This is a genomic window from Intrasporangium calvum (assembly GCF_028446585.1).
In the GTDB taxonomy this organism is placed as follows: Bacteria; Actinomycetota; Actinomycetes; order Actinomycetales; family Dermatophilaceae; genus Intrasporangium; species Intrasporangium calvum_A.
The window spans coordinates 20,183-46,107 of sequence record NZ_JAPFQL010000005.1 but is presented as its reverse complement, the minus strand read 5'-3'; the positions used below and the strand labels follow the sequence as shown (position 1 = coordinate 46,107).

Genomic DNA, 25,925 nt, shown 5'->3' with positions numbered 1-25,925 from the left:
AGCGGGTCAGCCCCCGTGGAACCTCCGGATTCGCTCGATCGCCTCGCCCACCGCGGCCGAGCCGGCGGCGAAGCTGAGTCGGACCGAGCGGGCACCGGCCCGGTCGTCGAAGTCGCCGCCCGGCGTCAGGGCGACGCCCTCCCGATCGAGCAAGGCCGAGGCGTATGCCGCTGAGCTCGGCCAGCAGTCGAGCTGGCCTCCCAGGTCGGCGTAGTAGTAGAACGCGCCGTCGGCGGGCGCGGCCGTCCCCCAGCCGAGGCTGGGTGCGTGGTCGAGGAGGAGCTTGCGCGTCCGGGCGAACTCCGCGACGGCCTCGTCGCACTCGGCGTAGGAGTCCTCGGTGAAGGCCTCGACCGCGGCGTACTGCGCCGGCGCCGGCGGGCACAGCGCGACGTTGCCGGCGAGCGCGTCGACCGGGCGCACGAGGTCCTCGGGAAGGAGCAGCCAGCCGAGCCGCCAGCCGGTCATGCCCCAGTACTTGGAGAAGGAGCTGACGACAATGGCCGACTCGTCGAGCTCCCACGCGCAGACGCCGCGCGGGTCGGGAGCGCCGGGCTCGGGGTAGGTCACCCCGTGGTAGATCTCGTCGCTGACGAGGCGCACGCCGTTGGCGGCACACCACGCGGTGATGGCAGTCAGCTCCGCCCGGTCGACCATGGTGCCCGTCGGGTTGGCCGGGGAGGCGACGATGAGACCCGTGAGCGGCGCCTCCCGGTGGGCCGCCTCCAGCAGCTCGGGTGTGGGCTGGAAGCGCACCTCCGGCCCGCAGTCGATCTCGACGACCTCGCAGCCGAGCGCGGCGAGGATGTTGCGGTAGGCCGGATAGCCCGGCCTGGCCAGCGCGACACGGTCACCAGCGTCGAAGGCCGCGAGGAAGGCGAGCATGAAGCCGCCGGACGAACCCGTGGTGACAGCGACCCTGGCCGGGTCCACCTCGAGGCCGTACCAGCGTCGGTAGTGCCCGGCGAGCGCCTCACGCAGCGGCCGGATGCCGAGAGCGGACGTGTAGGTCAGGGCCTGCCCCGATGCGTGCACGGCCGCAGCCGCGTGGGACACCGCGGTCGGCGCGCCGCCCGAGGGCTCCCCGGCGCAGAGCGAGATGACATCCCGGCCGGCTGCGCGGAGCACCGCCACCCGGTCGAGGACGTCCATCACCTCGAAGGGTGGGACGTCGGAGCGGCGGGACGGCTGGAACAGGCGGCGACTACTGGTCACGGTTCCAGTGTCCGCCACTCGCGGCCGTTGGTCGGGTCCGCGAGGTAGGCGAACGCCTCGTCGACGGGGCAGGCGATGACGACGGAACGTTCGACGGTCGGCATGGGGCCAGTGTGTCCGACTCTGCGGGGGCGGCGCCACGCGCGCCCTGCCTCAGCGAGAGGCAGCCGTGCGGCGCTCGAGGTGGTGGAAGACCGTCCAGTAGAGGACTCCGATCATGACGCCGCCACCGACGATGTTGCCGAGGGTGACCGGCAGCAGGTTGCCGGTGAGGAACTGCTGCCAGGTGAGGTGCGCGAACGCCGCGGGGTCGAGACCGGTCGCGGCCCAGAAGTCGGCGCCGGCGGAACCCTTGATGAGGATGCCCAGCGGCACCATGAACATGTTGGCGACCGAGTGCTCGAAGCCGGTCGCGACGAAGAGGGCGATCGGCATGGTCACCGCGAGCACCTTGTCCGTCGTCGTGCGCCCGGAGTAGGCCGCCCAGATGGCGAGGCAGACCATGAGGTTGCACAGGACGCCGAGGAAGAACGCCTCCGCCCACGTGTGGTGCAGCTTGTACGACGCCGTGGACAGCACGACCTTCCCCCAGCCGCCCCCGGCGCTGTGCCAGGTCCCGGCGAAGAAGACGAGACCCACCATCGTCAGCGCCCCGACGAAGTTGGCGACGTAGACCACGGTCCAGTTGCGCAGCAGCTGCAGCCACGTGATCCGGCCGCTCGCCCGCGCCGTCAGCGTGAGCGTCGACGACGTGAAGAGCTCGGCGCCGGTGAGGACGACGAGGGCCAGGCCGGTCGAGAAGGTGAGACCACCGAGCACCTTGGCCACACCCCAGGGGAGCGCCTGGGCACCCACCTGGCTCGTCGTGAAGAAGACGAACCCCAGGGCGATGTAGCCGCCGGCCGTGAGGCCGAGCAGGAAGGACTTGAGCGCACTGCTGGTGGCCTTCGCATAGGCGGCGTCCTCCGCCGCCCTGGCCATCTGGGACGGGGACAGGATGGTGGTGGCGGTCACGGCGCTCAGATCCTCGCGTTGATCGCCTGGTAGCCGGAGTCCTCGCGGGTGCCACCCATGCCGTCGCCGACGGTCCGGTAGTCCGCGATCCACTCGGCTGAGCGGAGGTACTTGATCATCTTGTAGCCGACGTAGGACTCGACCCGGATCCGCAGCGGAGCCCCGAACGTCCACGGCAGCGGCTTGTCGTTCATCGACCAGGCGAAGATCGACTCGTCCTCGTAGCAGTCCTCGATCGGGATGCAGGAGTAGAACGGCTCGAGCGGCCGACCGTCGTGCATGCTCTGCGCGAGTCCGAACGAGGTGACGAGCAGGTACTTCGCATCGGCCGGCGGGGGCCCGGCGAGGGCCATGACATCCATGACCTTGGGGCCCTTCCACTTCGCGATGCCGGTCCAGCCCTGCATGCAGGCGTGCGCCACGATCTGCTCCTGCTGCGGCAGCGCCTTGAGCTGCTCCAACGAGATCCGGACGATCCGCTCCGGGTCGTTGGACGGCCCGATCTCGAGCGCGTAGTCGCGGAAGTCGTGCGCGGCGAGCTCGTGCCACTCCGGCGACTCCTCCGGCGCGGGGTAGCGCCCGTTCGTCCAGTGGTACGGCGAGATGTCCTTCTCCGTGTAGGCCTGGGCGCGGCGGTTGCGCGGCTTCAGCTTGTTGACGGTCAGGCGGCGGACGGGCTCCAGCAGGGCGAAGAGGAAGCGCTGCGTCCTGCGGCGGTCCCGCAGGCTGAGGTAGCTGAGCGCGATCCACACGGCGACCACGACGGCGATCGTGGTCAGGATGATCGTCGTGGCCTGCGCGACGCGCGTCGGGTCGTACTCACCGAAGACCATGTGGGTGACGTTGTACTCGCGGTGCGAGATGAAGACGAGCGCCACGTGACCGAGGATGAAGACCGAGAGAATCACCATCCCGAGGAAGTGGATGGACCGGGCGGCCTGACGTCCGCCGAAGAGCTTCGGCAGCCAGGGGAACCGGCTGCTGACGGCCGGCGACATGACCGGACCGGTCACCATCATCAGCGGCGCCACGATGAAGACGACGGCGAAGTAGGTGAGCCGCTGCAGGGCGTCATACGGCGTGAAGTGCTCGATGGACGGCACGCCGAGGCCGGCATAGATCTGCAGCGACTCCCAGGCCTCCGGGAAGACGCTCCAAGAGGTCGGCACGATGCGGCGCCACTCCCCGGTGAGGAAGAGCAGCGAGACGTACCCGAGGCCGTTGAGGACCCAGAGCAGGGTGACGAGTCCGTGCCAGTGCCGGCCGAGGCCCGGGTTGCGCCTGCCGGGCAGGGTCAGCCAGCTCGGCGGCTCGAGCTCGTCGTCGTGAGCGGTGTAGGCACCCTCCTCGGGAGGCACGACCCGACGCGTGAACTTGATCCACTCCGTGCCGGGCCCGCAGTCGCTGCGCCAGTAGAAGCGCGGGTGCGTGGCGATGATCTGCCAGCCCGAGCGGAGCAGCAGGCCGATGAGGAAGAAGTTGAGGAGGTGGGAGATGCGCAGCCAGGCGGGGAAATCGAACTCGGTCATCGAGGACTCCGGAAGCGTCGGGAATGTCTACTACGTGACGTACGACTACATTGAGTAGTATTTCTACGGCTTAAGCCGTGCAAAATCAAGGGATGTGGGCCACTTCACAGTGGGCTCTCTTGTGCGGAAGTAGGCTGTCTGCTGCGTCCGTGAGCAGGAGGCGTCGCGCATGGCAGACGAGGAGAGGCCGATCGCCTACACCGCGCTGCCGCTCGGCATCCCGGTCCTGAGCGCGGCAGGTGCCCGCCTGGGTGTCGTGGACCGGGTCGTGGCCGACTACGAGCAGGACATCTTCCGCGGGATCGTGGTCAGGGGACGGCAGGGCTGGCGGTTCGTCGAGCGCAGGCACGTCGACCGCCTGACCACCGCTCGGGTCGTCCTCACGCTCGAGGAGGCAGCCTTCGACAGGCTTCCCGAGCCCACACCTGCTCAGCTGGAGCGGGACCGGGAGACGGTCTACGCGCCCGCGCACCTCTCAGCACGCCGGGACCGGTTCGTCGTCGTCGTCCGCTGCGCCCGAGGCGGCCTCTTCGAGACCTTGTGGGTGCCGGGGGCGTCGTTCCGCAGCCTCCGCCTCGGGCCGTGGCGGATCATGCGGTGCCCGGTCCATGACCGGGTCGAGGTGGTGCACATCGTGGACCCGGCCTCGCTCACGCCGCAGGAGCGCGCCGCCGCTGCCACCCATCCGGCCGGGCCGATCCCCTGAGCGGTGCAGCCTCGCACTGGATCCGGCAGGGACCGTGCCTCACATCGACACCCGTGACGTGTGGGCGCCCGACACACTGACCCAGCGGCGACGGGCTGGTAGACACACGACGTCGCCGACCAACCGCAGAAAGGCACCGCCCGTGGCACCCACATCGGACTTCAGCTGCTCCATCGTCGAGACCCCACGGCTGGCCATGAACGTCTGGACCAGTGGGCCCGAGGACGGCACGCCCGTCCTGCTCATCCACGGCAACCTGACCACGGGCGGCTTCTGGAAGTACGTCGCGGCCGCCCTCCCCGACGACGTGCGCGTCATCGCGCCGGACCTGCGCGGCTTCGGCCTGACGGACGCGGCCCCCATCGACGCCACGCGCGGCCTGGGTGACCTGTCCGAGGACGTGCACGGCCTCCTGGGGACCCTGGGCCTCGCTGGTGCCCGGCGCGTCACGGCCGCGGGCTGGTCCATGGGGGGAGGCGTCCTCCAGCAGCTGCTCCTCGAGCACCCGGACGACCTCGGGGGGCTCGTGCTCGTCGCACCGGTCTCCCCCCACGGCTTCGGCGGCACCATCGATGCCGCCGGCACCCGGGCCTACGAGGATGCCGCGGGGAGCGGAGGCGGGGGCGCCGCACCGGAGTTCGTCCAGCGGCTGCGCGAGAAGGACCGGAGCGAGGAGTCCACGTCCAGCCCGCGCGTGGTCCTGCGGTCGTTCTTCGGCGCCGGTGCCAACGCGGCGAACGTCGACGAGGAGTTCCTGCTCACCGAGGCCCTGACCACCCGGGTCGGTGACGACTTCTATCCGGGCGACAGCCGGCCGTCGGAGAACTGGCCGATGCTCGCCCCCGGTGACCGGGGCGTCCTCAACACGATGTCCCCCAAGCACTACGACACCTCGGCCATCGCCCGCAGCACCGCGGGCATCCCCATCACGTGGGTGCACGGGACCGAGGACATGGTCTGCGCCGACCGGTCGATGTTCGACTTCGGCACCCTCGGCGAGATGGGAGCGGTGCCGGGCTGGCCGGGGGCGGACGCGGTGCCACCGCAGCCGATGAAGCAGCAGACGCGAGCCGTGCTCGAGGGGTACGCCGCGCAGCCGGGGCAGCAGAGCCTTGTCCGGGAGGTCGAGCTCGAGGGCATCGCGCACGGCCTGCCCCTCGAGGTCCCGGACCGCATCGCCGCGGAGATCACCCGCCTCGCCACGCGCTGAGGACGGTGTCGCCGCGGAGCCGGCCCAGCGGCATACGGCCAGGGGTGGGGCTGTGGCAGAGGACACCGCAGCCCGGCTTGGTGGGGAACCCACCCATTATCTACAGTGGGGTCCGTGGAAAATAGTAGGTCGCGTGCGACCCTCGCCCGGGGCGTCTTCCTGGTCCCCGCCGGGATCGCGATGCTGGCCGGCGCGAACGCCGCGCTCCTCCTCGTCGGGGTCGGGGCACCGGTGCAGTCCGCCCGCCTCGGCGACCTCCACGGCATGCTCATGGTCGCGGGCTTCCTCGGCACCCTCATCGCGATGGAGCGGGCGGTGGCGCTGCGGCACCCGCTCGGCTTCGTCGCTCCCGGGCTGCTCGGACTCGGCGGCGTCGCACTGCTCACGCCCGCCCCGCTCGCCCTCGGCCAGCTCCTCCTCCTCGACGGCTGCGTCGCTCTCGTCGCCGTCTACGGGGCGCTCTGGCGCCGCAACCACGACGACGTCGTCCTCGTCGAGCTGCTCGGCGCGGTCCACCTGACCCTCGCCGCGGTCCTCTGGCTCCGCCTCGACGTCCCCTGGCTCATGCCGTGGCTCGTCGGCTTCATCGTCCTGACGATCTGCGCCGAGCGCGTCGAGCTGGCGCGGCTCGCGATGCCGGCCTCGGGCGGGCGCACGCTCGTCCTCCACGCCGCGGCACTGACGACCACGCTGATGCTCACGCTCTTCGCCACCGACCTCGGGGCTCGGGCGACCGGGCTCGTCCTCATCTCCCTCGTGCTCTGGCTCGTGCGCCACGACGTCGCCCGCCGGACCGTGCGGACCACCGGCCTGCCCCGCTTCAGCGCCGCCGCGCTGCTGGGCGGCTACGCCTGGCTCCTCGTCGCCGCCGTCACCTGGGTGGCCACCGGCGGCCAGACCGAAGGCGTCGGCTACGACGCCGTCGTCCACGCCGTCATGCTCGGCTTCGGCATGTCGATGGTGATGGCGCACGCGCCGATCATCCTGCCCGCAGTCCTCAGACGCCCCCTGCCCTACCGGGCCATCATGTGGGTGCCCCTGGGCCTGATGCACGCCGGCCTCGCCGCCCGCATCCTCGCCGGAGACCTCGCCGGGCTACGGACCGTGTGGCAGGTCGGCTCGGTCGTCAACGTCGTCGCGCTCCTCCTCTTCTTCGTCGTCGCCGCCGGCTCGAGCCTCGCCGGGCCGGTGCAGCGCCCGCGGCGCGTGCCGAGCGCCAGGCCCGACCTCACGCCCCGTCCCAGTCCAACTCCTCAGAGCCCAGCGACCCCCACCCTCTTCCCTACCGGCACCCGGAGCCCCTCATGAGCACCCGCGGCACGTGGTTCATGCGCGACCGACCCGTCGTCATCTGGCTGATCGCAGCCCTGCTCGTCAGCCTCGTCCACCCCTTCTTCGCCTACTCGCGGTGGCTCATGGTCCACCTCGTCGTGCTCGGCGCGGTCACCCACGCGGCGATGGTGTGGAGCGTGCACTTCACCGAGGCGCTGCTCAAGACGCGGGCCGACTTCGAGCCGCGGCGGATCCAGACGATCCGGCTCGGCGTCTTCCAGGCCGGCGTCCTGCTCGTCCTCGTCGGCGTGCCGTCCGAGCTGTCCGTGCTGACGATGATCGGCGGCACCCTCGTCTCCGGGGCCGTCCTGTGGCACGCGGTCATGCTGGTCCGCCGCCTCAAGGCCGCCCTCCCCGGACGCTTCCGCATCACCGTGCGCTACTACGTCGTGGCGGCGCTCATGCTCCCTGTCGGGGCGACCTTCGGCATCCTCCTCGCCAGTGGCCACGACCACGCGGCAGCCGGAGCCGACGCGACCCACGCCCAGCTCCTCGTCGCCCACACCATGGTCAACCTGCTCGGCTGGATCGGGCTCACCATCCTCGGCACGCTCGTCACCCTCTGGCCCACGATGCTGCGCACGCGGATGGCCGACAGTGCCGAATCGGCGTCCCGGCACGCCCTGCCCGTCCTCGTCGGCGGTCTCGCCCTCGTCGTCACGTCGCCGTTCATCGACCTGCCGGTCGTCGGCGCGATCGGGATCGGCCTCTACCTCGCCGGCGCGCTCTGGGTCTATCGGCCCATCCTCACCGCGGCGCGGCAGCGCCCCCCGTATGCCTTCCCCACCCTGTCCGTCGGCGCCGGACTGCTCTGGCTGCCCGTCGGCCTGCTGCTCATGGCCTGGTCGCTCGGAGCACGCGGCTCCTGGGAGGCCATCGCCGACAACTACGGCGCGCTGACGACGATCTTCGTCGTGGGCTTCGCGCTCCAGGTGCTGCTCGGGGCGTTGTCCTACCTGCTGCCCGTCGTCATCGGCGGCGGCCCGTCCGTCGTCCGGGCCGGGATGGCCGAGCTCGAGCGGTGGAGCACGGCCCGCGTCGCCGTGGCCAACCTCGGCCTGGCCATCTGCCTGCTGCCGGTCCCCAGCCTCGTCCGCGTCGTCGTCTCGGTGCTCACTCTCGCTGCGCTCGCCACGTCGATCCCCCTGGTCTTCCGCGGGATCCGGGCCTCGGTCCGGGCGAAGCGGGCCAAGGACTCCGGCGGCGACCCGGGCGCACCGGCTGTCGGCGCACCACTCTCCAAGGACGAGGTGGCCGCCCGGACGGCCGAGTCCCAGTCGCAGAGCTGGTCGCGCCCCCAGCTCATCGCGGGCGTCACGATCATCGCCGTCGGCGCCACCCTCGGCGTCGGCCTCGACCCGTCGGCAGCCGGACTCACCATGGCCAGCGGCACCGCGCCCGCGGCCGCCCAGGTCTCGCCCACCGGGGAGACCACCACGGTCAAGGTGACCATGAAGGACATGCGGTTCACCCCCGACTCGGTCGACGTCCCGGTCGGCAACCGCCTCGTCATCGAGCTCGTCAACGCCGATCCAGGCGACGTCCACGACCTCGTCCTCGCGTCCGGCGAACGCTCCGGCCGCGTCAGCCCCGGCGGCACCGGACGACTGGAGATCGACGTCGTGCGCGCCTCGAGCGACGGTTGGTGCTCGGTCGTAGGCCACCGCCAGATGGGCATGCTCTTCACCGTCAACGCCATCGGGGCCGAGCCCACTGCGGGCTCCGACGCGCAAGGTGAAGGCAGCACCGGCACGAGCGGCACGACCGCCCACGGCTCGACCGGACACGGCACCCCAGGGGGCTCGGGAGCCAGCCCCGCGATCGACTTCATGGCGAAGTGGGGAGGGAGCTCAGCGGCATACGACCCAGTGCTGCCGCCCCTCACCGACGAGAAGGTCCGCCGCATCACGCTCACCGTCCGCGAGGTCAAGCTCGAGGTCGCGCCGGGCGTCACGCAGACCCGCTGGACCTACAACGGCTCGTCCATCGCGCCCACGCTGCACGGGCGAGTCGGCGACACGTTCGAGGTGACCCTCGTCAACCAGGGCTCGATGGGCCACTCCATCGACTTCCACGCCAGCGAGCTCGCCCCCGAGGGTCCGATGCGGACCATCCAACCGGGCGAGAGCCTCGTCTACCGCTTCACCGCCAAGCGCTCCGGCATCTGGATGTACCACTGCGGCACCATGCCGATGACCTCCCACATCGCGGCCGGGATGGCCGGCGCCGTGATCATCGAGCCAGAGGGGCTGCCCGAGGTCGACCGGTCCTACGTGCTCGCGCAGTCCGAGATCTACCTCGGCGCGCAGGGCGACCCGGTCAACGCCGACAAGGTCGCAGCCGAGCAGCCCGACGCCGTCGTCTTCAACGGCCACGCCAACCAGTACGTCGACCACCCGCTCGAGGCGCGAGTCGGCGAGCGGGTGCGCATCTGGGTGCTCGACATCGGGCCCAACCGACCCACGTCCTTCCACGTCGTCGGCGGGCAGTTCGACACCGTCTACAAGGAGGGCACCTACCTGCTGAAGAACGGACGAGGTGCGCTCGACCCGCCCGGGACGACCACCGGCGGCTCCCAGGCGCTGGATCTGGCTGCGGCACAGGGCGGTTTCGTCGAGCTGGGCTTCCCGGAGCCGGGTCGTTATCCCTTGGTCAGCCACATCATGGTCGACGCCGAGCGGGGCGCCCGGGGCTTCATCGCGGTGAGCGAGTAGCCAGCGAGAGCACAGCCAGGAGGAGCACCAGGGCGGCGATCCACGCCACCGGTGCCAGGCTCGACGAGCTGTAGGTGCCGACGAGGACGAGCGCCGGGATGACGAGAGCGGTCGCCAGGATGGTGCGAGTGCGTGAGCTGCGTGACATGATGTTCCCCCTGAGATTCGAGGCCCTAGCGGCCTCGAGCGATCGTAGCGTCGGGTCCTAGGCTGACGGCATGTCGACCTGGTCGCGGGCCACCGGAGCCGCCCCCTCCCCTTCGCTCGAGATGGCCCGGTCGATCGGATCAGAGCTCGTCGGCTTGCGGCGGCGGCTGCACCAGGTGCCGGAGATCGGGCTGGACCTGCCGCAGACCCAGGCGCTGGTGCTCGAGGCGCTCGAGGGACTGGGGCTCGAGGTGACCACGGGCCGCGCCCTGTCGTCCGTGGTGGCCGTCCTTCGGGGTGCGGCCGTGCCCGAGGGGGCGCCCCGGCCGTCGGTGCTGCTCCGCGGGGACATGGACGCGTTGCCGGTGACGGAGGAGGTCGAGGTGGACTACCGCTCGACGAACGGCGCGATGCACGCGTGCGGCCACGACCTCCACGTCGCGGCGCTCGTCGGCGCGGCCCGGATCCTGGCCGAGCGACGTGACGAGCTGGCCGGCGATGTCGTGCTGATGTTCCAGCCCGGTGAGGAGGGACCGGGCGGTGCGGCAGTGATGATCGAGGAGGGTCTCCTCGAGGCGAGCGGCACTCCGGTCAGTGCCGCTTACACCTTGCACGTCTTCTCCGCGGAGCACTCGCTCGGGACGTGGTTCGGGCGGCCCGGCCCCCAGATGGCCGCCGCCGACGAGATGACCGTGCGCGTGATCGGCCAGGGCGGCCACGGCTCCCAGCCGCACCGGGCCAGCGACCCGATCCCCGCGGCCTGCGAGATGGTGCTCGCCCTGCAGACTCGGGTGACGCGTGGCTTCGACGTCTTCGACCCGGTGGTCGTGACGGTCGGGCGGTTCGCCGCCGGCACGAAGGACAACATCATTCCCGACGACGCCGTCTTCGAGGGGACGGTTCGCACGCTCTCCACCGCTGCTCGCACCCAGGCGATCGCGGACATCGAGCGGGCCTGCCGCGGGATCGCCCACGCCCACGGCCTCGAGGTCGAGATCACCTGGGCCTCCGGCGCCTACCCCGTGACCGTGAACGACGAGGCGGAGTTCGACTTAGCGCGGGACACGGTGGTCGACCTGTTCGGCGCGGACCGCTGGGTGGACATGGCCAACCCGGAGCTCGGGTCCGAGGACATGGCGGTCGTCTTCGAGCACGTCCCGGGCGCCTACCTCAACCTCAGTGCCTGCGCGACGGGGGACCCGGAGCTGGCCGACGACAACCACTCGCCGCGGGCTGCCTTCGACGACTCGGTCCTGCCCGACGCAGCGGCCTACCTGGCCGAGGTCGCGCTCCGCCGCCTCGCCGTCGCCGCACCCTGACGCTGCGCTCCTCAAGCCACCGCAGCGGTATGCCGCTGGGCTGGCCCCCGCGCGCCCGAGCCGTCGGTTGGCCGGATCCTTCCGGGCGACAAGTGCGCACCCGTGGGTCGTGCACGCCGTGGCGGCAGGAGTGCGCGCTCCTGCCGGCACCGTTCCAGCAAGCACGCACCGCAACCAGAAGTGCGCACTCGTCACCTGAGACGCGGGATCGGTTTTCTTGACTCATTCCAGATCAGGTGATTGAGTCAGGGCGTGACGACGACCGACCCGACGACGATGCTGCGGGACGCGCAGCTGCGGGTCACCCGTCCACGGCTCACGGTGCTCGAGGTCCTCTCGCACCACGCCCACGCCGACGCCGACACCATCGCCCGGGCCGCCCGCCAGGAGCTCGGCGCCGTCTCCACCCAGGCGGTCTACGACGTCCTCGCCGCGCTCACCGAGGCCGGGCTGGTCCGGCGGATCGAGCCCGCCGGCTCCCCCAGCCGTTACGAGCTGCGCGTCGGCGACAACCACCACCACCTCATCTGCCGCACCTGCAGCCGGATCGTCGACATCGACTGCGCTGTCGGTGAGCGCCCCTGCCTCCACGTCTCCCACGACCACGGCTTCGAGATCGACGAGGCCGAGGTCATCTACTGGGGGACGTGCCCGGCCTGTCGGGCCGACCGACCCGCTGACCCAGCGCTGCCCGCTGACTGAGCCCAGCGGCATACGACCTGATCTGCCCCAACCACCGCAACACCACACCACGAGGAGACACATGTCTGTCGAAGGACCCCGGCAGGACCCGGGCAACACCCAGCCGCTGACCACGGTCGCGGGCGCCCCCGTCTGGGACGGCGAGAACAGCGTCACCGCCGGGCCGCGCGGCCCGCTGCTGCTGCAGGACGTGTGGTTCCTCGAGAAGCTCGCGCACTTCGACCGTGAGGTCATCCCGGAGCGGCGGATGCACGCCAAGGGCTCGGGCGCCTACGGGACGTTCACCGTCACCAACGACATCACGAAGTACTCCTGCGCCAAGATCTTCTCCGAGGTCGGCAAGCAGACCGAGCTGTTCGTCCGGTTCTCCACCGTCGCCGGTGAGCGCGGCGCCGCCGACGCCGAGCGCGACATCCGTGGCTTCGCCGTGAAGTTCTACACGGAGGAGGGCAACTGGGACATCGTCGGCAACAACACGCCCGTCTTCTTCTTCCGCGACCCGCTGCAGTTCCCCGACCTGAACCACGCGGTCAAGCGCGACCCGAAGACCAACCTGCGCAACGCCGAGAACAACTGGGACTTCTGGACCAACCTGCCCGAGGCGCTGCACCAGGTCACCATCGTCATGTCGGACCGCGGCATCCCGGCGACCTACCGCCACATGCACGGCTTCGGCTCGCACACGTACTCGTTCTACAACGCCGAGGGCGAGCGCTTCTGGGTCAAGTTCCACCACCGCACCCAGCAGGGCATCAAGAACCTCACCGACGCCGAGTCGGCCGCCCTGATCGGTGCGGACCGCGAGTCGCACCAGCGCGACCTCTTCGAGGCCATCGAGAACGGCGACTTCCCCAAGTGGAAGCTCTACGTCCAGGTCATGCCCGAGGCCGACGCCCTCAAGGTGCCCTACCACCCGTTCGACCTGACCAAGGTGTGGCCGAAGGGCGACTACCCGCTCATCGAGGTCGGCGAGTGGGAGCTCAACCGCAACCCGGAGAACTACCACGCCGAGGTCGAGCAGGCTGCCTTCTCCCCCGCGAACGTCGTGCCGGGCATCAGCTTCTCGCCCGACCGGATGCTCCAGGGCCGCCTCTTCTCCTACGGTGACGCCCAGCGCTACCGGCTCGGGGTCAACCACCACCAGATCCCCGTCAACGCCCCCAAGGCGGCGGGTGTGGTCAACAGCCCCCACCGTGACGGCGCGATGCGCATCGACGCGGGTGCGACGCCGGCGATCACGCCGAACTCCTACGGGCGCTACTCCAGCCAGCCGCAGTACAAGGAGCCGGCGTGGAAGATCGACCCCTTCGCCGACCGGTTCAACCACCGCGAGGACGACGAGGACTACTTCACGCAGCCGGGGATCCTCTTCCGCGAGAAGATGACTCCCGAGCAGCAGCAGGCCCTCTTCGAGAACACCGCGCGCGCCATCTCCGGCGCCTCGCGCGAGACGATCGAGCGGCACATCGCCAACTGCACCAAGGCCGACCCGGCCTACGGCGCCGGTGTGCGCGCGGCGATCGACGCGCTCAACGCCGCGGCTGCGGACGCTGACGAGGTCGCCAAGGGTGCGGCCAACGCCAACGCGCCGGTCGACGGTGCGCCGATCGACCGCAAGGACGACTTCGCCGACGTCCTCTGACGACGCGCAGAAACCCCGCCATCTCGGGACCGTGGTCCCGAGATGGCGGGGTTTCTCGCGTTCCGGCCGTATGCCGCTGGGCTGGTTCCCGCTGCCCGCTGACCTGAGGGGTCGGTCGGGTCAGCGGGTCAGCGGGTCAGCAGCAGCGGCCCTGCGGGTTCTTCTCCATCCAGTCCATGTGGTCCCGCCAGAACTGCTTCTCCGTCGGGGGCTCCTGGTCCGGATGGTTCACGGCGAGGTGGGCGCAGTATCGCTCGTAGGCGTCGGCGCCCATCACGCCCCGCAGATAGGTCACGACGCCGCGGGCGCCCGCCAGGCCTCCCGAGAAGAGTCTCGAGAGCCCCGGCGGACGCGCGCCCGTGGCACCGGCCATGATCAGTGGTGCCGCCGCGGCCGGGTCACCGGGACCTTGGCCCACTGCGCCTCGAGCTCGCGCTCGGGGGGCGTCGGGAAGAGGCTGGCCGGTGCGTAGATCCGAGACTCGACGCGCGGGTCCTCGGTGTTGACGCCGACATGGCCCCGGGCAGCCCGGATCGTCGCGATGATCGAGGCGATGAGCACGATCAGGGTCAGGACGACGAAGACGACGGAGAGGGTGCCCTGAACCGTGGTGTTCCGGACGACGGCCTCCATGGCCTCCGTGGTCTTGGCGGTGCCGAAGCTCGTCTTGCCCTCGTCGAGAGCGGTGCGGAAGGCGTTGTTCTGCGCCCAGTAGCCGACCGCCGGGACGGGCGAGAAGATCTTGTACATCGACGCCGTGACGGTGACGACACCGGCGAAGCTCAGCGGCACGACGACGACCCAGAGGTGCTTGAAGTTGCGGCGCCGGGCGATGATCGCCATCACGACGGAGAGCGCGATGACGGCGAGGAGCTGGTTGGCGATGCCGAAGAGCGGGAAGAACGTGTTGATGCCACCGAGGGGATCGGTGACACCCAGCACGAGGATGTAGCCCCACCCGCCGACCATGATCGCCGTGCAGATCCACGCCCCCAAGGTCCATGACGTGTCCTTGAACTTCGGGATGAAGTTGCCGATCGTGTCCTGGAGCATGAAGCGCGCGACGCGGGTGCCGGCGTCGACGGCGGTGAGGATGAAGAGCGCCTCGAACATGATGGCGAAGTGGTACCAGAAGCCCATCAGGGCGGTGCCGCCGAACCACTGGTGCAGGACCGTGGCGATGCCGACCGCGAGGGTGGGCGCGCCACCGGTGCGGGACACGACAGACTCCTCACCGACGTTGCGGGCCAGTTCGGCGAGCATGTCCGGCGTGAGGTTGACCCCGGTCAGCCCGAGCGAGTTGACGAAGGCGGCCGCGCCCTCGATCGTGCCGCCGGTGGCCGCCGCGGACGAGTTCATCGCGAAGTAGATGCCGCGGTCGATGGTGATGGCCGCGACGAGGGCCATGATCGCGACGAACGACTCCATGAGCATGCCGCCGTAGCCGAGGAACCGTGTCTGCCGCTCCTTCTCGACGAGCTTGGGGGTCGTGCCCGACGAGATGAGGGCGTGGAACCCGGATAGGGCTCCGCAGGCGATGGTCACGAACAGGAACGGGAACAGCGATCCTGGGACGACAGGTCCGTTGTCGCGGCTCGCGAACTCCGAGATGGCCGGGAAGTTGACGGTCGGCCGGACGACGATGATCGCGATGGCGAGCAGGAAGATGACGCCGATCTTCATGAAGGTCGACAGGTAGTCGCGCGGGGCGAGCAGCAGCCACACCGGCAGGACCGCGGCGATGAAGCCGTAGATGATGATCATCCACGCGATGGTCGTGCGGTCGAGGTGGAAGAACTCCGCACCCCACGCGGACTCGGCCACCCAGCGGCCGGAGATGATGGCGAACATCAGCAGCGCGAAGCCGATGACCGACACCTCCATGACCTTGCCGGGCCGGATGAAGCGCAGGTAGACGCCCATGAAGAGTGCGATCGGGAGCGTGAGGCCGACCGAGTAGACGCCCCAAGGGGACTCACCGAGGGCGTTCACGACGACGAGCGCGAGGATCGCGGTGATGATGATCATGATCGTGAGGGTCGCGATCAGGGCGGCCGTGCCGCCGATGATGCCCAACTCCTCGCGGGCCATCTGCCCGAGCGAGCGTCCGCCGCGACGCATCGAGAAGAACATGACCAGGTAGTCCTGGACGGCGCCGGCAAGGACGACGCCGACGATGATCCAGATCGTGCCGGGCAGGTAGCCCATCTGGGCGGCGAGGACGGGTCCGACCAGTGGGCCGGCGCCGGCGATCGCGGCGAAGTGGTGCCCGTAGAGGACTCGCCGGTCGGTCGGCATGAAGTCCTTGCCGTTGTCGTTGTACTCGGCCGGCGTGGCCCGGGTGTCGTCCGGCTTGGTGATGTTGCGCTCGATGTACTTCGAGTAGAACCGGAAAGCGATCAGATAGGTCGACGCGGCGGCGAAGACGAACCAGATCGCGTTGATCGTCTCCCCGCGGAAGATCGCGATCATGGACCAGGCGACGGCGCCGACGAGGGCGACGATGGCCCAGGTGATGATCTTCTGCGGCGTCCAGCGCCGGTCGTACTCTTCGGCAACCTGGGGATCCACCGCTGCCGGTGGCAGCTCGGACTGTTCAGGAGCGATGTTGCTCATTCACCTCACCTCTCGGGGACGGGATACAAGCGGCGTGCCGAGTGGCCGAGCGATCGACCGGGGGCGGTCACGTCGTCGCCACGCTACTCCGCTGCTCCCTACCCCGAGGGGCATCTGCCCTGGTGTCGTTTTGGTGACGTTTCGGACACCGGGCGGGGCCCTAGCTGAGGATGTCGGCCCGCCGGAAACGCCGGTAGGCGAGCATCGTGAACGCCACGGCCCAGACGAGCGACCACAGCGTGCCGTGGATCATGTCGGCCCACTGCGGCTCGATGGCGAGCGCGTCCTGCCACGCCCGGCCGTAGTGCCCGGGCAGGGCGTTGCGGTAGGGGTCGAGCGCGTCGAGCTGGTCGAGGATGTTGGCGAGGATGTTGATGAGGACAGCTCCACCGACGGCGGCCAGCGGGGCGTCGGACCGCGTCCCGAGCCAGAAGGCGATCGCGGCGATGGGCAGCAGCGTGATGAAGATGTAGGCGCACGCGAGCGCGAGGCGCGGCAGGAACTGCGCCCACGTGAGGTTCTCGCCGAGCGGGTTGGTCAACGGGTCCCAGCCGTAGGCGATGCCGCCGACGAGCAGCGCCCAGGCGGGCAGCAGGGCCGTGGCGAGCATCGTCGACGCGAGCCCGATGACGGCCTTGCTCGTCAGCAGCCGGGCGCGGCGCACCGGCGCGACGAGGAGGTAGCGCAGCGAGGACCACGAGGCCTCGCTCGGGACGGCGTCACCGCAGAAGAGCGCGGCGATGAGGATGAGCAGCAGCTCGGATGCGAGGAACACGACGACGAGGCTGAAGTTCGCTGCGCCGCTCTGTGCGAGGTCGAAGATCCGCGAGGCCGCGCTCCCCCGACGCCCACCATCGTCGTCGTCCCCGAAGGCGAAGGCGACGACGAGGATGAGCGGCAGCGCGAGCAGGAGCCCGAAGGCGACGAGCGTGCGCCGGCGCCCCCACTGCCGTCCCCACTCCGCCCGCCAGGAAAGCGGGTCGCGCACGCGGGTGATGCCGTATGCCGACCCACGGGGGCTCCGCCCCCGTGCACCCCCGTCGTGCTCACTGCCTGGGCTGGCTTCCCGCGCCGGCTCGCTGGTCTTGGGCTGGGTCATCGGGCCCGCACCTGCCTCAGTCGCTCGATCAGGGACGCGTCGGTGGCGTCGGTGGGGCCGGAGCCGTTGGTGGACGCGCTGGAGATGACGCCGAGGAAGACCTCCTCGAGGTGCCGCCGGCTGCTCACCCCGACGACGGGCAGGCCGGCCTCGACGGCGGCGCCGACGACCTCGACCCGCGGGCGCTGCGCCACGACGACGACCCGCGTCTCGGTGTCGCGGCGGACCTCGGTGATCCCGTCGACCGCGCGCAGCGCACTGAGCCGGCTCGGGAGCTGCGGCGAGGCGGAGTCCTCGTCGGCCTCGACGACGAGCGTGTCGAGGTCGAGGAGGGTCGTGTCGTCGCTGTCGACGAGGTCGGCGACCGGACCCTGGGTCACGACGCGACCGGCGTGCATGACCACGACGTGCGTGCACGTCATCTCGACCTCGGCGAGCAGGTGACTGGAGACCACGACCGTGCGGCCGGTCTCCGCGTAGCGCCGCAGGATGGGTCTCATGGCGGCGATCTGTGGCGGGTCGAGGCCGTTGGTCGGCTCGTCGAGGACGAGCAGCTCGGGCAGGCCGAGCATGGCCTGGGCGATCCCGAGCCGCTGCTTCATACCGTGGCTGTAGGAGCGCACCGGACGTTCGACGGCGCCACCGAGCGCGGCGACCTCGAGGGCCTCGTCGAGGTGGGCCTCCTCGAGCGGTCGTCCGGTCGCAGCCCAGTAGGCTTCGAGGTTCTGGCGGCCGGTGAGGTGCGGCAGGAAGCCCGGTCCCTCGATGAGGGCGCCGACGCGCTCGAGGACGTCGGAGCCGGCCGTGACCGGCTGGCCGAGGACGTGGACCGACCCGGAGTCGGGCGCGATGAGGCCCATCACCATCCGCATCGTCGTCGTCTTGCCGGCGCCGTTGGGACCGAGCAGGCCGACGACCTGCCCCTTCTCAGCCCGCCAGGACACCCCGTCGACCGCGCGGTGCCCGTCGGCGTAGGACTTGACGAGGTCGGTCACGACCAGCGGCACGTCGGCGAGGTCGGGCCGTGGCTCCTCGTGCCTGCGCTGCCGGCGCCGCCAGAGCGCACTGCCGGCCGCGAGGAGGAGCAGGGCCGCGAGGAGGCCGACGGCGAGCGCCGACTCGGTGTCGGTGCCGGCGATCGAGGTCCCGACGGGAGTCGCCTCGACGACCGGGACGGTCAGGGCGCCGTCGGCCCGGACGAGGATGCGCGCGGGCTCGCGGTCGTTGGCGTAGGTGGCCTCGGTGCTCGTCAGCAGGACGCGCCAGCGGCTGCCGGTCGGCACCTCGTAGGTGGCGGCGGGCAGCGAGACCGTGACCGTCGTCGGCCGGCCCGGGGTGACGGGCACGCGGATCGGCGCGACGAGCGAGGCGGGCAGGGTGGCCTGCTCGCCCGAGACCCGCCAGAGGGAGGCGAAGAGCGTCACCACCGGCTGGTCGGAGGTGAGCGTCAGGCGCAGGGTCGGGGAACCGGCGACCGTCAGGCTGCGCGGCGCGGGCTCGGTCTCGAAGGTGGTCGAGAGTCCCGGCAGGGCGGCGACCTGGAAGGTGGAGACAGTGACGCCGAGGCTGGCCAGCCCGGGGACCGCGACCATCGACGCGGGTTGGCCACCGGGCGGGTGGAGGAGGCCGCCGGTCGTGCCGGCGAGCGGAAGCTCTTGGGTGGCGGTGCCCGCCGCACCGTCGAGGCCCGGATAGGCCGGCATCGTCCACAGGTCCGCCGGCTGGCCGCGGCCGCTCGACGGCGTCGGGAAGGTGAAACCGGGCACGGGGAGCGCCGAGTCGCGAGACCCGCCGTCCCTGACGTAGTGGTCGAGCCAGGCCTGTCCCGCCTCGGTCTCCTCGACCTCGCGGCTGCTCGGGCCGTCGTGCCCGCCGTCGCTCCAGCGCACCGCGACGGGAGTGCCGGCGGCGGCCAGGGCCGCAGCGGTCGCGTCGGCGTGCTCGAGACCGAAGAGCGAGTCGGCGATGCCCTGCACGAGCAGGGTCGGCGCTGTCACGCCCTCGAGGGTGGGCCGGGGGCTGTGCCTTCGCAGTTGCGCGACGAGCTCCGGGCTCGGCTCACCGGTCTCGGATGCGGCGAGGAACTCGGCGCAGATCGTCGGGTCGAACCGCCCACACGTCGACGGCGGCTCCTTCGGCGCACCCGCCGAGGCGCCGCCCGTCGGTGCTTGCGTCGGCTGCCCGTCGGGCGAGAGCGCCGAAAGGGCAGAGGCGTTGGCGCCGAGGAAGAAGTTGCTGGCCCAGACCTGCTTGAACGGGCCGGGGCTGTCGATCGGCTCGCGTCCTGCCGGGGTGGGGCCGGTCGACGTACTGGCCGACTGCGGGAAGAAGGCGTCGGCGAGATCGTTCCACGTGATGGCGGCGACGACCGCGTCGAGGCGGGGGTCCGCGCCGGCGAGCATGAGCCCCAGCGCGCCGCCGTAGGAGCCGCCCATCACGCCGACCCGGGGGTCTCCGGCTGAGTCGAGCCGCACGTCGGACCGCTTCGCGACCAGGTCGACGAGGGCCTTGGCGTCCGCGATCTCGAAGTCCGGGTCGTTGAGGTGGATCCGTCCCCCGGAGCCACCGTGTCCCCGGGCGGACCAGGTGACGACGAGGTAGCCGCGCTCCTGGAGGTCGGTCGCCTCGTCCTTCACCGAGTCCTTGGAACCGCCGAAGCCGTGGGCCAGCAGGACGGCGGGGTGGGGGCCGGCACCGGCCGGCTTCCAGACGGCGACATCGAGCGTGACCGCGCTGCCGTCCGACTCGGCCCCGACCGGCACGGAGACGTCCTCGGTCGTGGCCGCCGTGAGCGAGGCGACTCCGCTGGCGGGCGCGGCCAGGGCCGTGCCGGTCGTCGCGACGACGGCGAGGCCGAGCGCGACCAGACCGGCGCGGAGCCGGGGCGGGCGGGCCCGCGAAGACAGCGACATTGCCCAATTGGATCACGCCGGGGTGTCAGTCCCGCAGCGCTCAGGTCTTGGGGGCGCCACGCTCCAGGACATAGGCGACAACGAGGGCCGCGACGAGCACCATGGCCGGCGGGAGCAGCCGCGCCGCACCCTCGAGCTCGAGCCACTCGTAGGGCGCCACGGTGAAGGCGAACAGGTCGAGGTCGAGCAGGTAGCGCAGCATCGGGATGAATCCGAAGACGAGTCCGACGGCGCCGACCATGTTGATGACGAACCGGCGGCCGGCGCCGGTCCCTCCGGCGGCAGGCTCGGTCACCGCTCCACCTCGAGCAGGTGCTGTCGGCCGAACATCTCGGCGGCCTGGCGGGCCGTCGGTGTGCCCACGTCGACGTTCGCCCCGGCCGCGACCAGGGCCCGCACCACCGCGTCCTCGCCCTTGAAGACTGCACCCGCGACGGGCGACTGGTCCCGCGCGTTGCGAAGGTCGACGTCGGCGCCGCGGGCGACCAGGGCCCGGACCGTCTCGTCACGACCGTGATACGCAGCCAGCATGAGGAAGGAGTTGCCGTCGCGGTCCTGCATGTCGACCGGCACCCCGTGGTCGAGGAAGTCGAGCAGGTCGCCCGTCTGCCCCGTCCGGGCCAGCTCCATGGCGATGTCGATGATCCGCTGCTGTTCCTCCGGTGTGAGGGACCGTGAGCCCGGGGTGTCTGTCATGGCCACCAACCTACTGACGCCACGCCCGGCTGGGACCCAGCCCAGCGGCATCCAGTACCTCGACCCACCTCGAGTGGCCCCACCTTCCACAGCCGTACGCCGCCGGGCCGGCTCCCCACCCCGGCGCGGTCTGTGGACGGCGGGGCCACTCGAGTCAGCTCGGGGCGCAGAGCCAGCCCCCAGGGGTGCCCGCACGTGAGCTCCCACCTCGAGTGGCCCCACCTTCCACACCCGTACGCCGCCGGGCCGGCTCCCCACCCCGGCGCGGCCTGTGGACGGCGGGGCCACTCGAGTCAGCGCAGGCGCAGAGCCAGCCCCCGGGGGTGCCCGCACGTGAGCTCCCACCTCGAGTGGCCCCAGTCTCCACACCCGTACGCCGCTGAGCCGGCTCCCACCCCGGTGCGGCCTGTGGACGGCGGGGCCACTCGAGTCAGCTCGAGGCGCAGGGCCAGCCCAGCGGCATACGTCCACGTTTGTCCCAGAGGCTGTCCGGGACCCGGGATGGAATGGCAACTGGCGAGTAACCGGGATAGAAACATCCTCATGGCTACCACTGCACTGCGCGGCACTCCCGTCGAGACGACCGGGGACCTGCCCACCGTCGGCGACGTGGCCCCGGACTTCGTCCTCGCGGGCGCCGACCTCACCGACGTCCCCCTCAAGCACGGCACTCGCCTGGTGCTCAACATCTTCCCGAGCATCGACACCGGAGTCTGCGCCCAGAGCGTCCGCCGGTTCAACGAGCTCGCCGCCGGCCTCGAGAACACCGAGGTCATCTGCGCCTCCGAGGACCTGCCCTTCGCGCTCAAGCGTTTCTGCGGCTCCGAGGGCATCGACAAGGTCACGGCGGCGTCGAGCTTCCGGTCGACCTTCGGCGAGGACTACGGCGTCACCCTCGCCGAAGGCGCGATGCGCGGGCTGCTCGCCCGGTCGGTGGTCGTCATCGACGAGGAGGGCACCGTCCTGCACACCGAGCTCGTCCCGGACATCTCGCAGGAGCCGGACTACGACGCGGCCATCGCGGCCCTCAACTGATCGAAAGAGCAGTTCGCGACGCCCCTCCACGGAGCGGGTGTCGCGAACTGCTCTTTCGATGGGGAGGGGGGTCAGGGGGTGTCGTCGTCGACCCAGTCGAGCGTGCGCTGCACCGCCTTCTTCCAGTTGCGGTAGAGGCGCTCGCGCTCGGCGGGGTCCATCGACGGCGACCACCGGCGATCCTCGCCCCAGTTCTCGGTGACCTCGCCCGGGCTGGACCAGTAGCCGACCGCGAGCCCGGCCGCATAGGCCGCCCCGAGCGCCGTCGTCTCGGCGACCCGTGGGCGGACGACGTCGACGCCGAGCAGGTCGGCCTGGAACTGCATCAGCGTGTCGTTGACGACCATCCCGCCGTCGACGCGCAGCTCGGTCAACGGGACGCCCGAGTCGGCGTTCATCGCGTCGAGGACCTCGCGCGTCTGGAATGCCGTCGCCTCCAGGGCCGCCCGGGCGATGTGGCCCTTGTTGACGAACCGCGTCAGACCGACGAGCGCGCCCCGCGCATCCGGCCGCCAGTGCGGCGCGAAGAGCCCCGAGAACGCCGGGACGAAGTAGGCGCCACCGTTGTCCTCGACCGAGGCCGCGAGCGCCTCGACCTCGGCCGCGTCGCGGATCAGGCCGAGGTTGTCGCGGAGCCACTGGACGAGGGACCCGGTCACGGCGATCGACCCCTCGAGGGCGTAGACCGGCGCGGCCTCGCCCAGCCGGTAGCAGACCGTCGTCAGCAGTCCGTGCTGCGAGGGCACGATCTCCTCACCGGTGTTGAGCAGCATGAAGTTGCCGGTGCCGTAGGTGTTCTTGGCCGAGCCGGGCTCCAGGCAGGCCTGCCCGAACGTCGCCGCCTGCTGGTCCCCGAGGATCCCGGCCACCGGCACGTCGAGCAGGATGCCCGGCTGGCAGGTGCCGTAGGTCTCGGAGGACGAGCGGACCTCGGGGAGCATGCTGAGCGGCACCCGCATCTCGGCCGCGATCGCCTCGTCCCACGCAAGCGTTCGCAGGTCCATGAGCAGCGTGCGGCTCGCGTTGGTGACGTCCGTGACGTGGACGCCGCCGTCCGGGCCGCCGGTGAGGTTCCACAGGATCCAGGTGTCCATCGTCCCGGCGAGCAGCTCGCCGTGCTCGGCGCGGGCGCGGGCACCGTCGACGTGATCGAGGACCCACCGGATCTTGGGTCCGGCGAAGTAGGTCGCGAGCGGCAGGCCGGTCTGCTCCTTGAAGCGCTCCGGCCCGACGTCGCCCGCGAGCTCGTCGCAGATCGCCTGCGTCCGGGTGTCCTGCCAGACGATCGCGTGATGCACCGGCCGGCCGGTGACCCGGTCCCACACGACCGTGGTCTCGCGCTGGTTCGTGATGCCCACGGCCATGATGCGCTTGGCGTCGAGATTGGCCTTGCCGAGGGCACCGCCGACGACGGCTCGGGTGTTCTCCCAGACCTCCAGCGGATCGTGCTCCACCCAGCCCGCGCGGGGGAAGATCTGGCGGTGCTCCCGCTGGTCCATCGCGACGATGCTCCCGGCACGGTCGAACACCATGGCCCGCGTGCTCGTGGTCCCCTGATCGATCGCGACGACGTAGTCCATGCGCCGACCGTAGCGCCCGAGACTGCGGCGAGGGCCGCCACCAGATGGTGACGGCCCTCTCCGTTGGTGCGATGGCCCGGGCGCCTACTTGGCGGGTCGGACCTCGATCTGCATGAATCCGGTTGCACTGATCTTCACGATCCGGATCTGCGTCCCCGTGTTGGGGTTCTTCACGCTGCCCCACGGGTTCGCGGGGTCCCAGTACTCCGTCCGGTCATCGAAGACCGGGACGGCCGGCAGGCTGGACACCGGCGAGAGGACACCGAGGTGGTGGATGTTCGGGATGCCGTCCGTCCGGTCGAGCGTGAACGTCGAGTCGTAGGACTGGATCCGGTTGCGCCACAGCTTGTCATCCACGCGGTAGAGCGCCCCAGGGTGCGAGTCGATCGGCAGGATCAAACCCTCGCCCGGGTGCTTCTTGACGTTGTTGTCCGCCTGCGACGTGTCCCAGAGGTTGATGAGCAACCCGTCCTGGTAGGCGAAGTGGTCGACATAGTCCGGCATGTCCGGGTAGCCGAAGTAGTACGGACCGGTCTTCAGGGTCGAGTCGTAGCCGCGGTAGGTGCGGTACTCGGCCACGTAGTACCGGCTGTACTCCTTCTGCTCCGTGCCGGTCGTGACGCGGAACCCCTGGAAGGTCCAGCCCGCATCGGCCTCGGCGCCATCGATCGCCGAGCCGGTGACGTTGATCTCGTCGATCATGAAGCCGGCCTCATTGACCCCGCCGTCACTGTTGTAGCCGAAGCCGAGGAGCACGTCCCCGGTGTAGCCCGACAGGTCGGCGGTCAGCGGGACCCAGCCCTCGGAGAACCCGTCGATGCCGCCGTCCTTGACGCTGGAGTTGGACAGGTTCGTCGGGACGACGCTCCACGTCGCGCCGCCGTCGGTCGAGACGATGACGCTCGCGAAGTCGTAGCCCTCCTCGATGCCGTAGTTGACCATCGCGTCGAGGGAGGCGCCGGCCGGGAGGGTGAACGCCCGGTACATCTTGTTGTTGAGGTTGTTGGCCGAGCCGCTGAAGTAGAAGTGCTCACCGGCGTAGGGCGCTGCGATCTGCTCCGTCACCGCCTTCTTCGGCAGCACCACGAAGAGGCCCTGGGCCTGCTTCGTGTTGAACTCCATCGGCCCCATTCTGTGCGCCGACCGCTGGCCTGCCCGCGCCACCTCGTAGTTGAGCCAGCCGAGCTGGAACTTCTCCCACGCGCCCATGTGGCTCGCCTTGGAGCCGATGTCCACGGTGCCGTCATTCAGCCACGAACCGGACGACATGAGCGTCCAGAAGCCAGTGCCGTTCTCGCCGCCGGACGTGTCGTAGAGGTCCGGCAGACCGAGGTCGTGGCCGTACTCGTGCGTGAAGACGCCGACGCCGCCGTTCTCCGGCTGGATCGTGTACTTGCCGACCCAGACATCGCTGTCGCCGATCCGGATCCCGCCGAGCTTGTTGAAGTCCGGGCCCGTGACGCCGATGTCGCCGTAGAAGGCGTACCAGCTGTGGCTCCAGATGGCGGCGTCACCGAGGATGCCACCCCCGGCCTCGTTGCCCTCGCCGGCGTGGACGGACTGGAAGGTGTCGATGTAGCCGTCGGGCTCGTCGAAGTTGCCGTTGCCGTTGTAGTCGTAGCGGTCCCAGACGTCGAACGCGCTCAGCTCGGCGTTGATCTCCGCCGGCGTCTTGCCTGCCGCGATCTGGGCGTCGTACCAGCCGTTGACCGAGTCCTTGAGGAAGTACCAGACCGCATTGCCACCGGCCGGGTTGTCGATGTCGTCGTCGTAGGTCGCGGCCTCCCCCGGCACCTCGACCCAGTCGGTGACGTCACCGTGGACCGTGTAGCGGCCTGAGGACTGCTCGAGGTAGAAGTTGCGCATCGAGTTGGCGCCGCGGGAGTCATCGAAGAGCAGGTCCACGTAGGACTGCCGGTCGAAGTCCGCACGCCACATCGTCGTGTTGTTCACCTCGCGATCCGGCTCCGGGATCGCGTTGTGCTTGAGGTCCGCGAACTCGCCGAGCACCGTCCAGAGGGCACCCTCACCCTCGCGCTCGAGCTGGACGTACTGGCCCTTGGCCACCTCGTAGGCCTTGCCCTTGGCCTTGCCGTTGAGCTTGGCCTCGAGACCCCGCTTGCGCAGGTCCAGTTGTCTGCCGGTCAGTGGGTCCATCCGGTTGTCGGTCCGCTGACGGGCGGACTGGGTCTCCCCGTTGGGGCCCTGCGCGGCACCCGCCCCGACGCCTGCGGCGTAGACGGGGGCGACGGCAGTGACGGCCAACACGACGCCGAGCGGCAGCGCACGGCGAACGAGTCGATTCATGTGACGCCTCACTTCCGAAGGGCACGCCCGACCTTCGGGCCACGCCCGTGCTGCCCACGCTGGCACTACCCCCCTCTCTGCGGGGCAATTGGGGCACGCTGTGACTCACCTCACACCCAGTGCCCGCGGCGGACTTGGCCGCGGAGCCAG

General features: G+C 70.6%; 21 protein-coding genes. 8 read left to right on the top strand and 13 right to left on the bottom strand.

Going from position 1 to position 25,925, the window contains the following annotated elements; translation table 11 throughout:
* Window positions 1–6: 6 nt before the first annotated feature.
* From OO014_RS02325 to OO014_RS02315, 4 genes are read right to left on the bottom strand one after another with little or no spacing between them, the layout of a single operon-like run.
* Window positions 7–1,152, bottom strand: coding sequence for an aminotransferase class I/II-fold pyridoxal phosphate-dependent enzyme (locus tag OO014_RS02325; RefSeq protein WP_420485468.1), 1,146 nt, complete (start codon window positions 1,150–1,152; stop codon window positions 7–9).
* Window positions 1,153–1,211: 59 nt separating this feature from the next.
* Window positions 1,212–1,319 carry an SRPBCC family protein gene (locus tag OO014_RS19290; RefSeq protein ID WP_334685025.1) on the bottom strand — a complete coding sequence of 36 codons (108 nt, stop codon included), beginning with the start codon at window positions 1,317–1,319 and terminating at the stop codon, window positions 1,212–1,214.
* Window positions 1,320–1,368: 49 nt separating this feature from the next.
* A complete protein-coding gene (gene focA, locus OO014_RS02320; RefSeq protein ID WP_272460652.1) occupies window positions 1,369–2,229 on the bottom strand; it encodes a formate transporter FocA in 861 nt (286 codons plus the stop codon).
* A 5-nt stretch (window positions 2,230–2,234) separates the two neighbouring features.
* A complete protein-coding gene (locus OO014_RS02315; RefSeq protein WP_272460651.1) occupies window positions 2,235–3,758 on the bottom strand; it encodes a molybdopterin-dependent oxidoreductase in 1,524 nt (507 codons plus the stop codon).
* 169 nt (window positions 3,759–3,927) lie between these two features.
* Here OO014_RS02315 and OO014_RS02310 point away from each other — a divergent pair, with 169 nt between their 5' ends.
* The 4 genes from OO014_RS02310 to OO014_RS02295 all read left to right on the top strand — a co-directional run bounded on the left by OO014_RS02310 (window position 3,928) and on the right by OO014_RS02295 (window position 9,720).
* A complete protein-coding gene (locus OO014_RS02310) occupies window positions 3,928–4,464 on the top strand; it encodes a hypothetical protein (protein ID WP_272460650.1) in 537 nt (178 codons plus the stop codon).
* 142 nt (window positions 4,465–4,606) lie between these two features.
* Window positions 4,607–5,674, top strand: a complete 1,068-nt coding sequence (locus tag OO014_RS02305) for an alpha/beta fold hydrolase (protein ID WP_272460649.1) — start codon at window positions 4,607–4,609, stop codon at window positions 5,672–5,674.
* Between the two features lie 114 nt (window positions 5,675–5,788).
* Window positions 5,789–6,982, top strand: a complete 1,194-nt coding sequence (locus tag OO014_RS02300) for a hypothetical protein (protein WP_272460648.1) — start codon at window positions 5,789–5,791, stop codon at window positions 6,980–6,982.
* On the top strand, window positions 6,979–9,720 hold the full coding sequence (locus tag OO014_RS02295; RefSeq protein ID WP_272460647.1) for a multicopper oxidase domain-containing protein: 2,742 nt from the start codon (window positions 6,979–6,981) through the stop codon (window positions 9,718–9,720). Before OO014_RS02300 ends, OO014_RS02295 begins: the two co-directional genes overlap by 4 nt.
* Here the strand turns inward: OO014_RS02295 and OO014_RS02290 are convergent.
* The gene (locus OO014_RS02290; protein ID WP_272460646.1) at window positions 9,701–9,868 is read right to left on the bottom strand and encodes a hypothetical protein; all 168 of its coding nucleotides are present in this window, start codon (window positions 9,866–9,868) and stop codon (window positions 9,701–9,703) included. The two genes, OO014_RS02295 and OO014_RS02290, sit on opposite strands and share 20 nt — an antisense overlap.
* Window positions 9,869–9,938: 70 nt before the next feature.
* On the opposite strand from OO014_RS02290, the gene OO014_RS02285 reads away from it, so the two are divergent.
* The 3 genes from OO014_RS02285 to OO014_RS02275 all read left to right on the top strand — a co-directional run bounded on the left by OO014_RS02285 (window position 9,939) and on the right by OO014_RS02275 (window position 13,530).
* The gene (locus tag OO014_RS02285; RefSeq protein WP_272460645.1) at window positions 9,939–11,186 is read left to right on the top strand and encodes a M20 metallopeptidase family protein; all 1,248 of its coding nucleotides are present in this window, start codon (window positions 9,939–9,941) and stop codon (window positions 11,184–11,186) included.
* Between the two features lie 276 nt (window positions 11,187–11,462).
* On the top strand, window positions 11,463–11,888 hold the full coding sequence (locus OO014_RS02280; RefSeq protein ID WP_272460673.1) for a Fur family transcriptional regulator: 426 nt from the start codon (window positions 11,463–11,465) through the stop codon (window positions 11,886–11,888).
* Between the two features lie 61 nt (window positions 11,889–11,949).
* Window positions 11,950–13,530, top strand: a complete 1,581-nt coding sequence (locus OO014_RS02275; RefSeq protein ID WP_272460644.1) for a catalase — start codon at window positions 11,950–11,952, stop codon at window positions 13,528–13,530.
* Window positions 13,531–13,666: 136 nt separating this feature from the next.
* Here the strand turns inward: OO014_RS02275 and OO014_RS02270 are convergent, their stop codons facing one another.
* The 6 genes from OO014_RS02270 to OO014_RS02245 all read right to left on the bottom strand — a co-directional run bounded on the left by OO014_RS02270 (window position 13,667) and on the right by OO014_RS02245 (window position 20,853).
* Window positions 13,667–13,903, bottom strand: coding sequence for a YbdD/YjiX family protein (locus OO014_RS02270; protein WP_272460643.1), 237 nt, complete (start codon window positions 13,901–13,903; stop codon window positions 13,667–13,669).
* A 2-nt stretch (window positions 13,904–13,905) separates the two neighbouring features.
* On the bottom strand, window positions 13,906–16,146 hold the full coding sequence (locus tag OO014_RS02265) for a carbon starvation CstA family protein (RefSeq protein WP_272460642.1): 2,241 nt from the start codon (window positions 16,144–16,146) through the stop codon (window positions 13,906–13,908).
* A 160-nt stretch (window positions 16,147–16,306) separates the two neighbouring features.
* Window positions 16,307–17,245 carry an ABC transporter permease gene (locus OO014_RS02260; RefSeq protein WP_272460641.1) on the bottom strand — a complete coding sequence of 313 codons (939 nt, stop codon included), beginning with the start codon at window positions 17,243–17,245 and terminating at the stop codon, window positions 16,307–16,309.
* Window positions 17,242–20,157 carry an alpha/beta fold hydrolase gene (locus tag OO014_RS02255; protein ID WP_272460640.1) on the bottom strand — a complete coding sequence of 972 codons (2,916 nt, stop codon included), beginning with the start codon at window positions 20,155–20,157 and terminating at the stop codon, window positions 17,242–17,244. The genes OO014_RS02260 and OO014_RS02255 overlap by 4 nt, the downstream gene beginning before the upstream one ends.
* 40 nt (window positions 20,158–20,197) lie before the next feature.
* Window positions 20,198–20,452, bottom strand: a complete 255-nt coding sequence (locus OO014_RS02250) for a hypothetical protein (protein WP_272460639.1) — start codon at window positions 20,450–20,452, stop codon at window positions 20,198–20,200.
* Complete coding sequence (locus tag OO014_RS02245) at window positions 20,449–20,853, bottom strand: ankyrin repeat domain-containing protein (RefSeq protein WP_272460638.1); 405 nt, start codon at window positions 20,851–20,853, stop codon at window positions 20,449–20,451. The genes OO014_RS02250 and OO014_RS02245 overlap by 4 nt, the downstream gene beginning before the upstream one ends.
* Window positions 20,854–21,396: 543 nt before the next feature.
* Between OO014_RS02245 and tpx the strand changes: the two genes are divergently transcribed.
* Window positions 21,397–21,888: a thiol peroxidase gene (gene tpx / locus OO014_RS02240; protein ID WP_272460637.1), complete on the top strand. Its 492-nt coding sequence runs from the start codon at window positions 21,397–21,399 to the stop codon at window positions 21,886–21,888.
* A gap of 71 nt (window positions 21,889–21,959) precedes the next feature.
* Here the strand turns inward: tpx and glpK are convergent, their stop codons facing one another.
* Window positions 21,960–23,468 (bottom strand): glycerol kinase GlpK, encoded by a 1,509-nt coding sequence (gene glpK, locus OO014_RS02235; RefSeq protein ID WP_272460636.1) that lies wholly within the window; start codon window positions 23,466–23,468, stop codon window positions 21,960–21,962.
* Between the two features lie 84 nt (window positions 23,469–23,552).
* Window positions 23,553–25,775: an immune inhibitor A domain-containing protein gene (locus tag OO014_RS02230; RefSeq protein WP_272460635.1), complete on the bottom strand. Its 2,223-nt coding sequence runs from the start codon at window positions 25,773–25,775 to the stop codon at window positions 23,553–23,555.
* Window positions 25,776–25,925 lie beyond the last annotated feature (150 nt).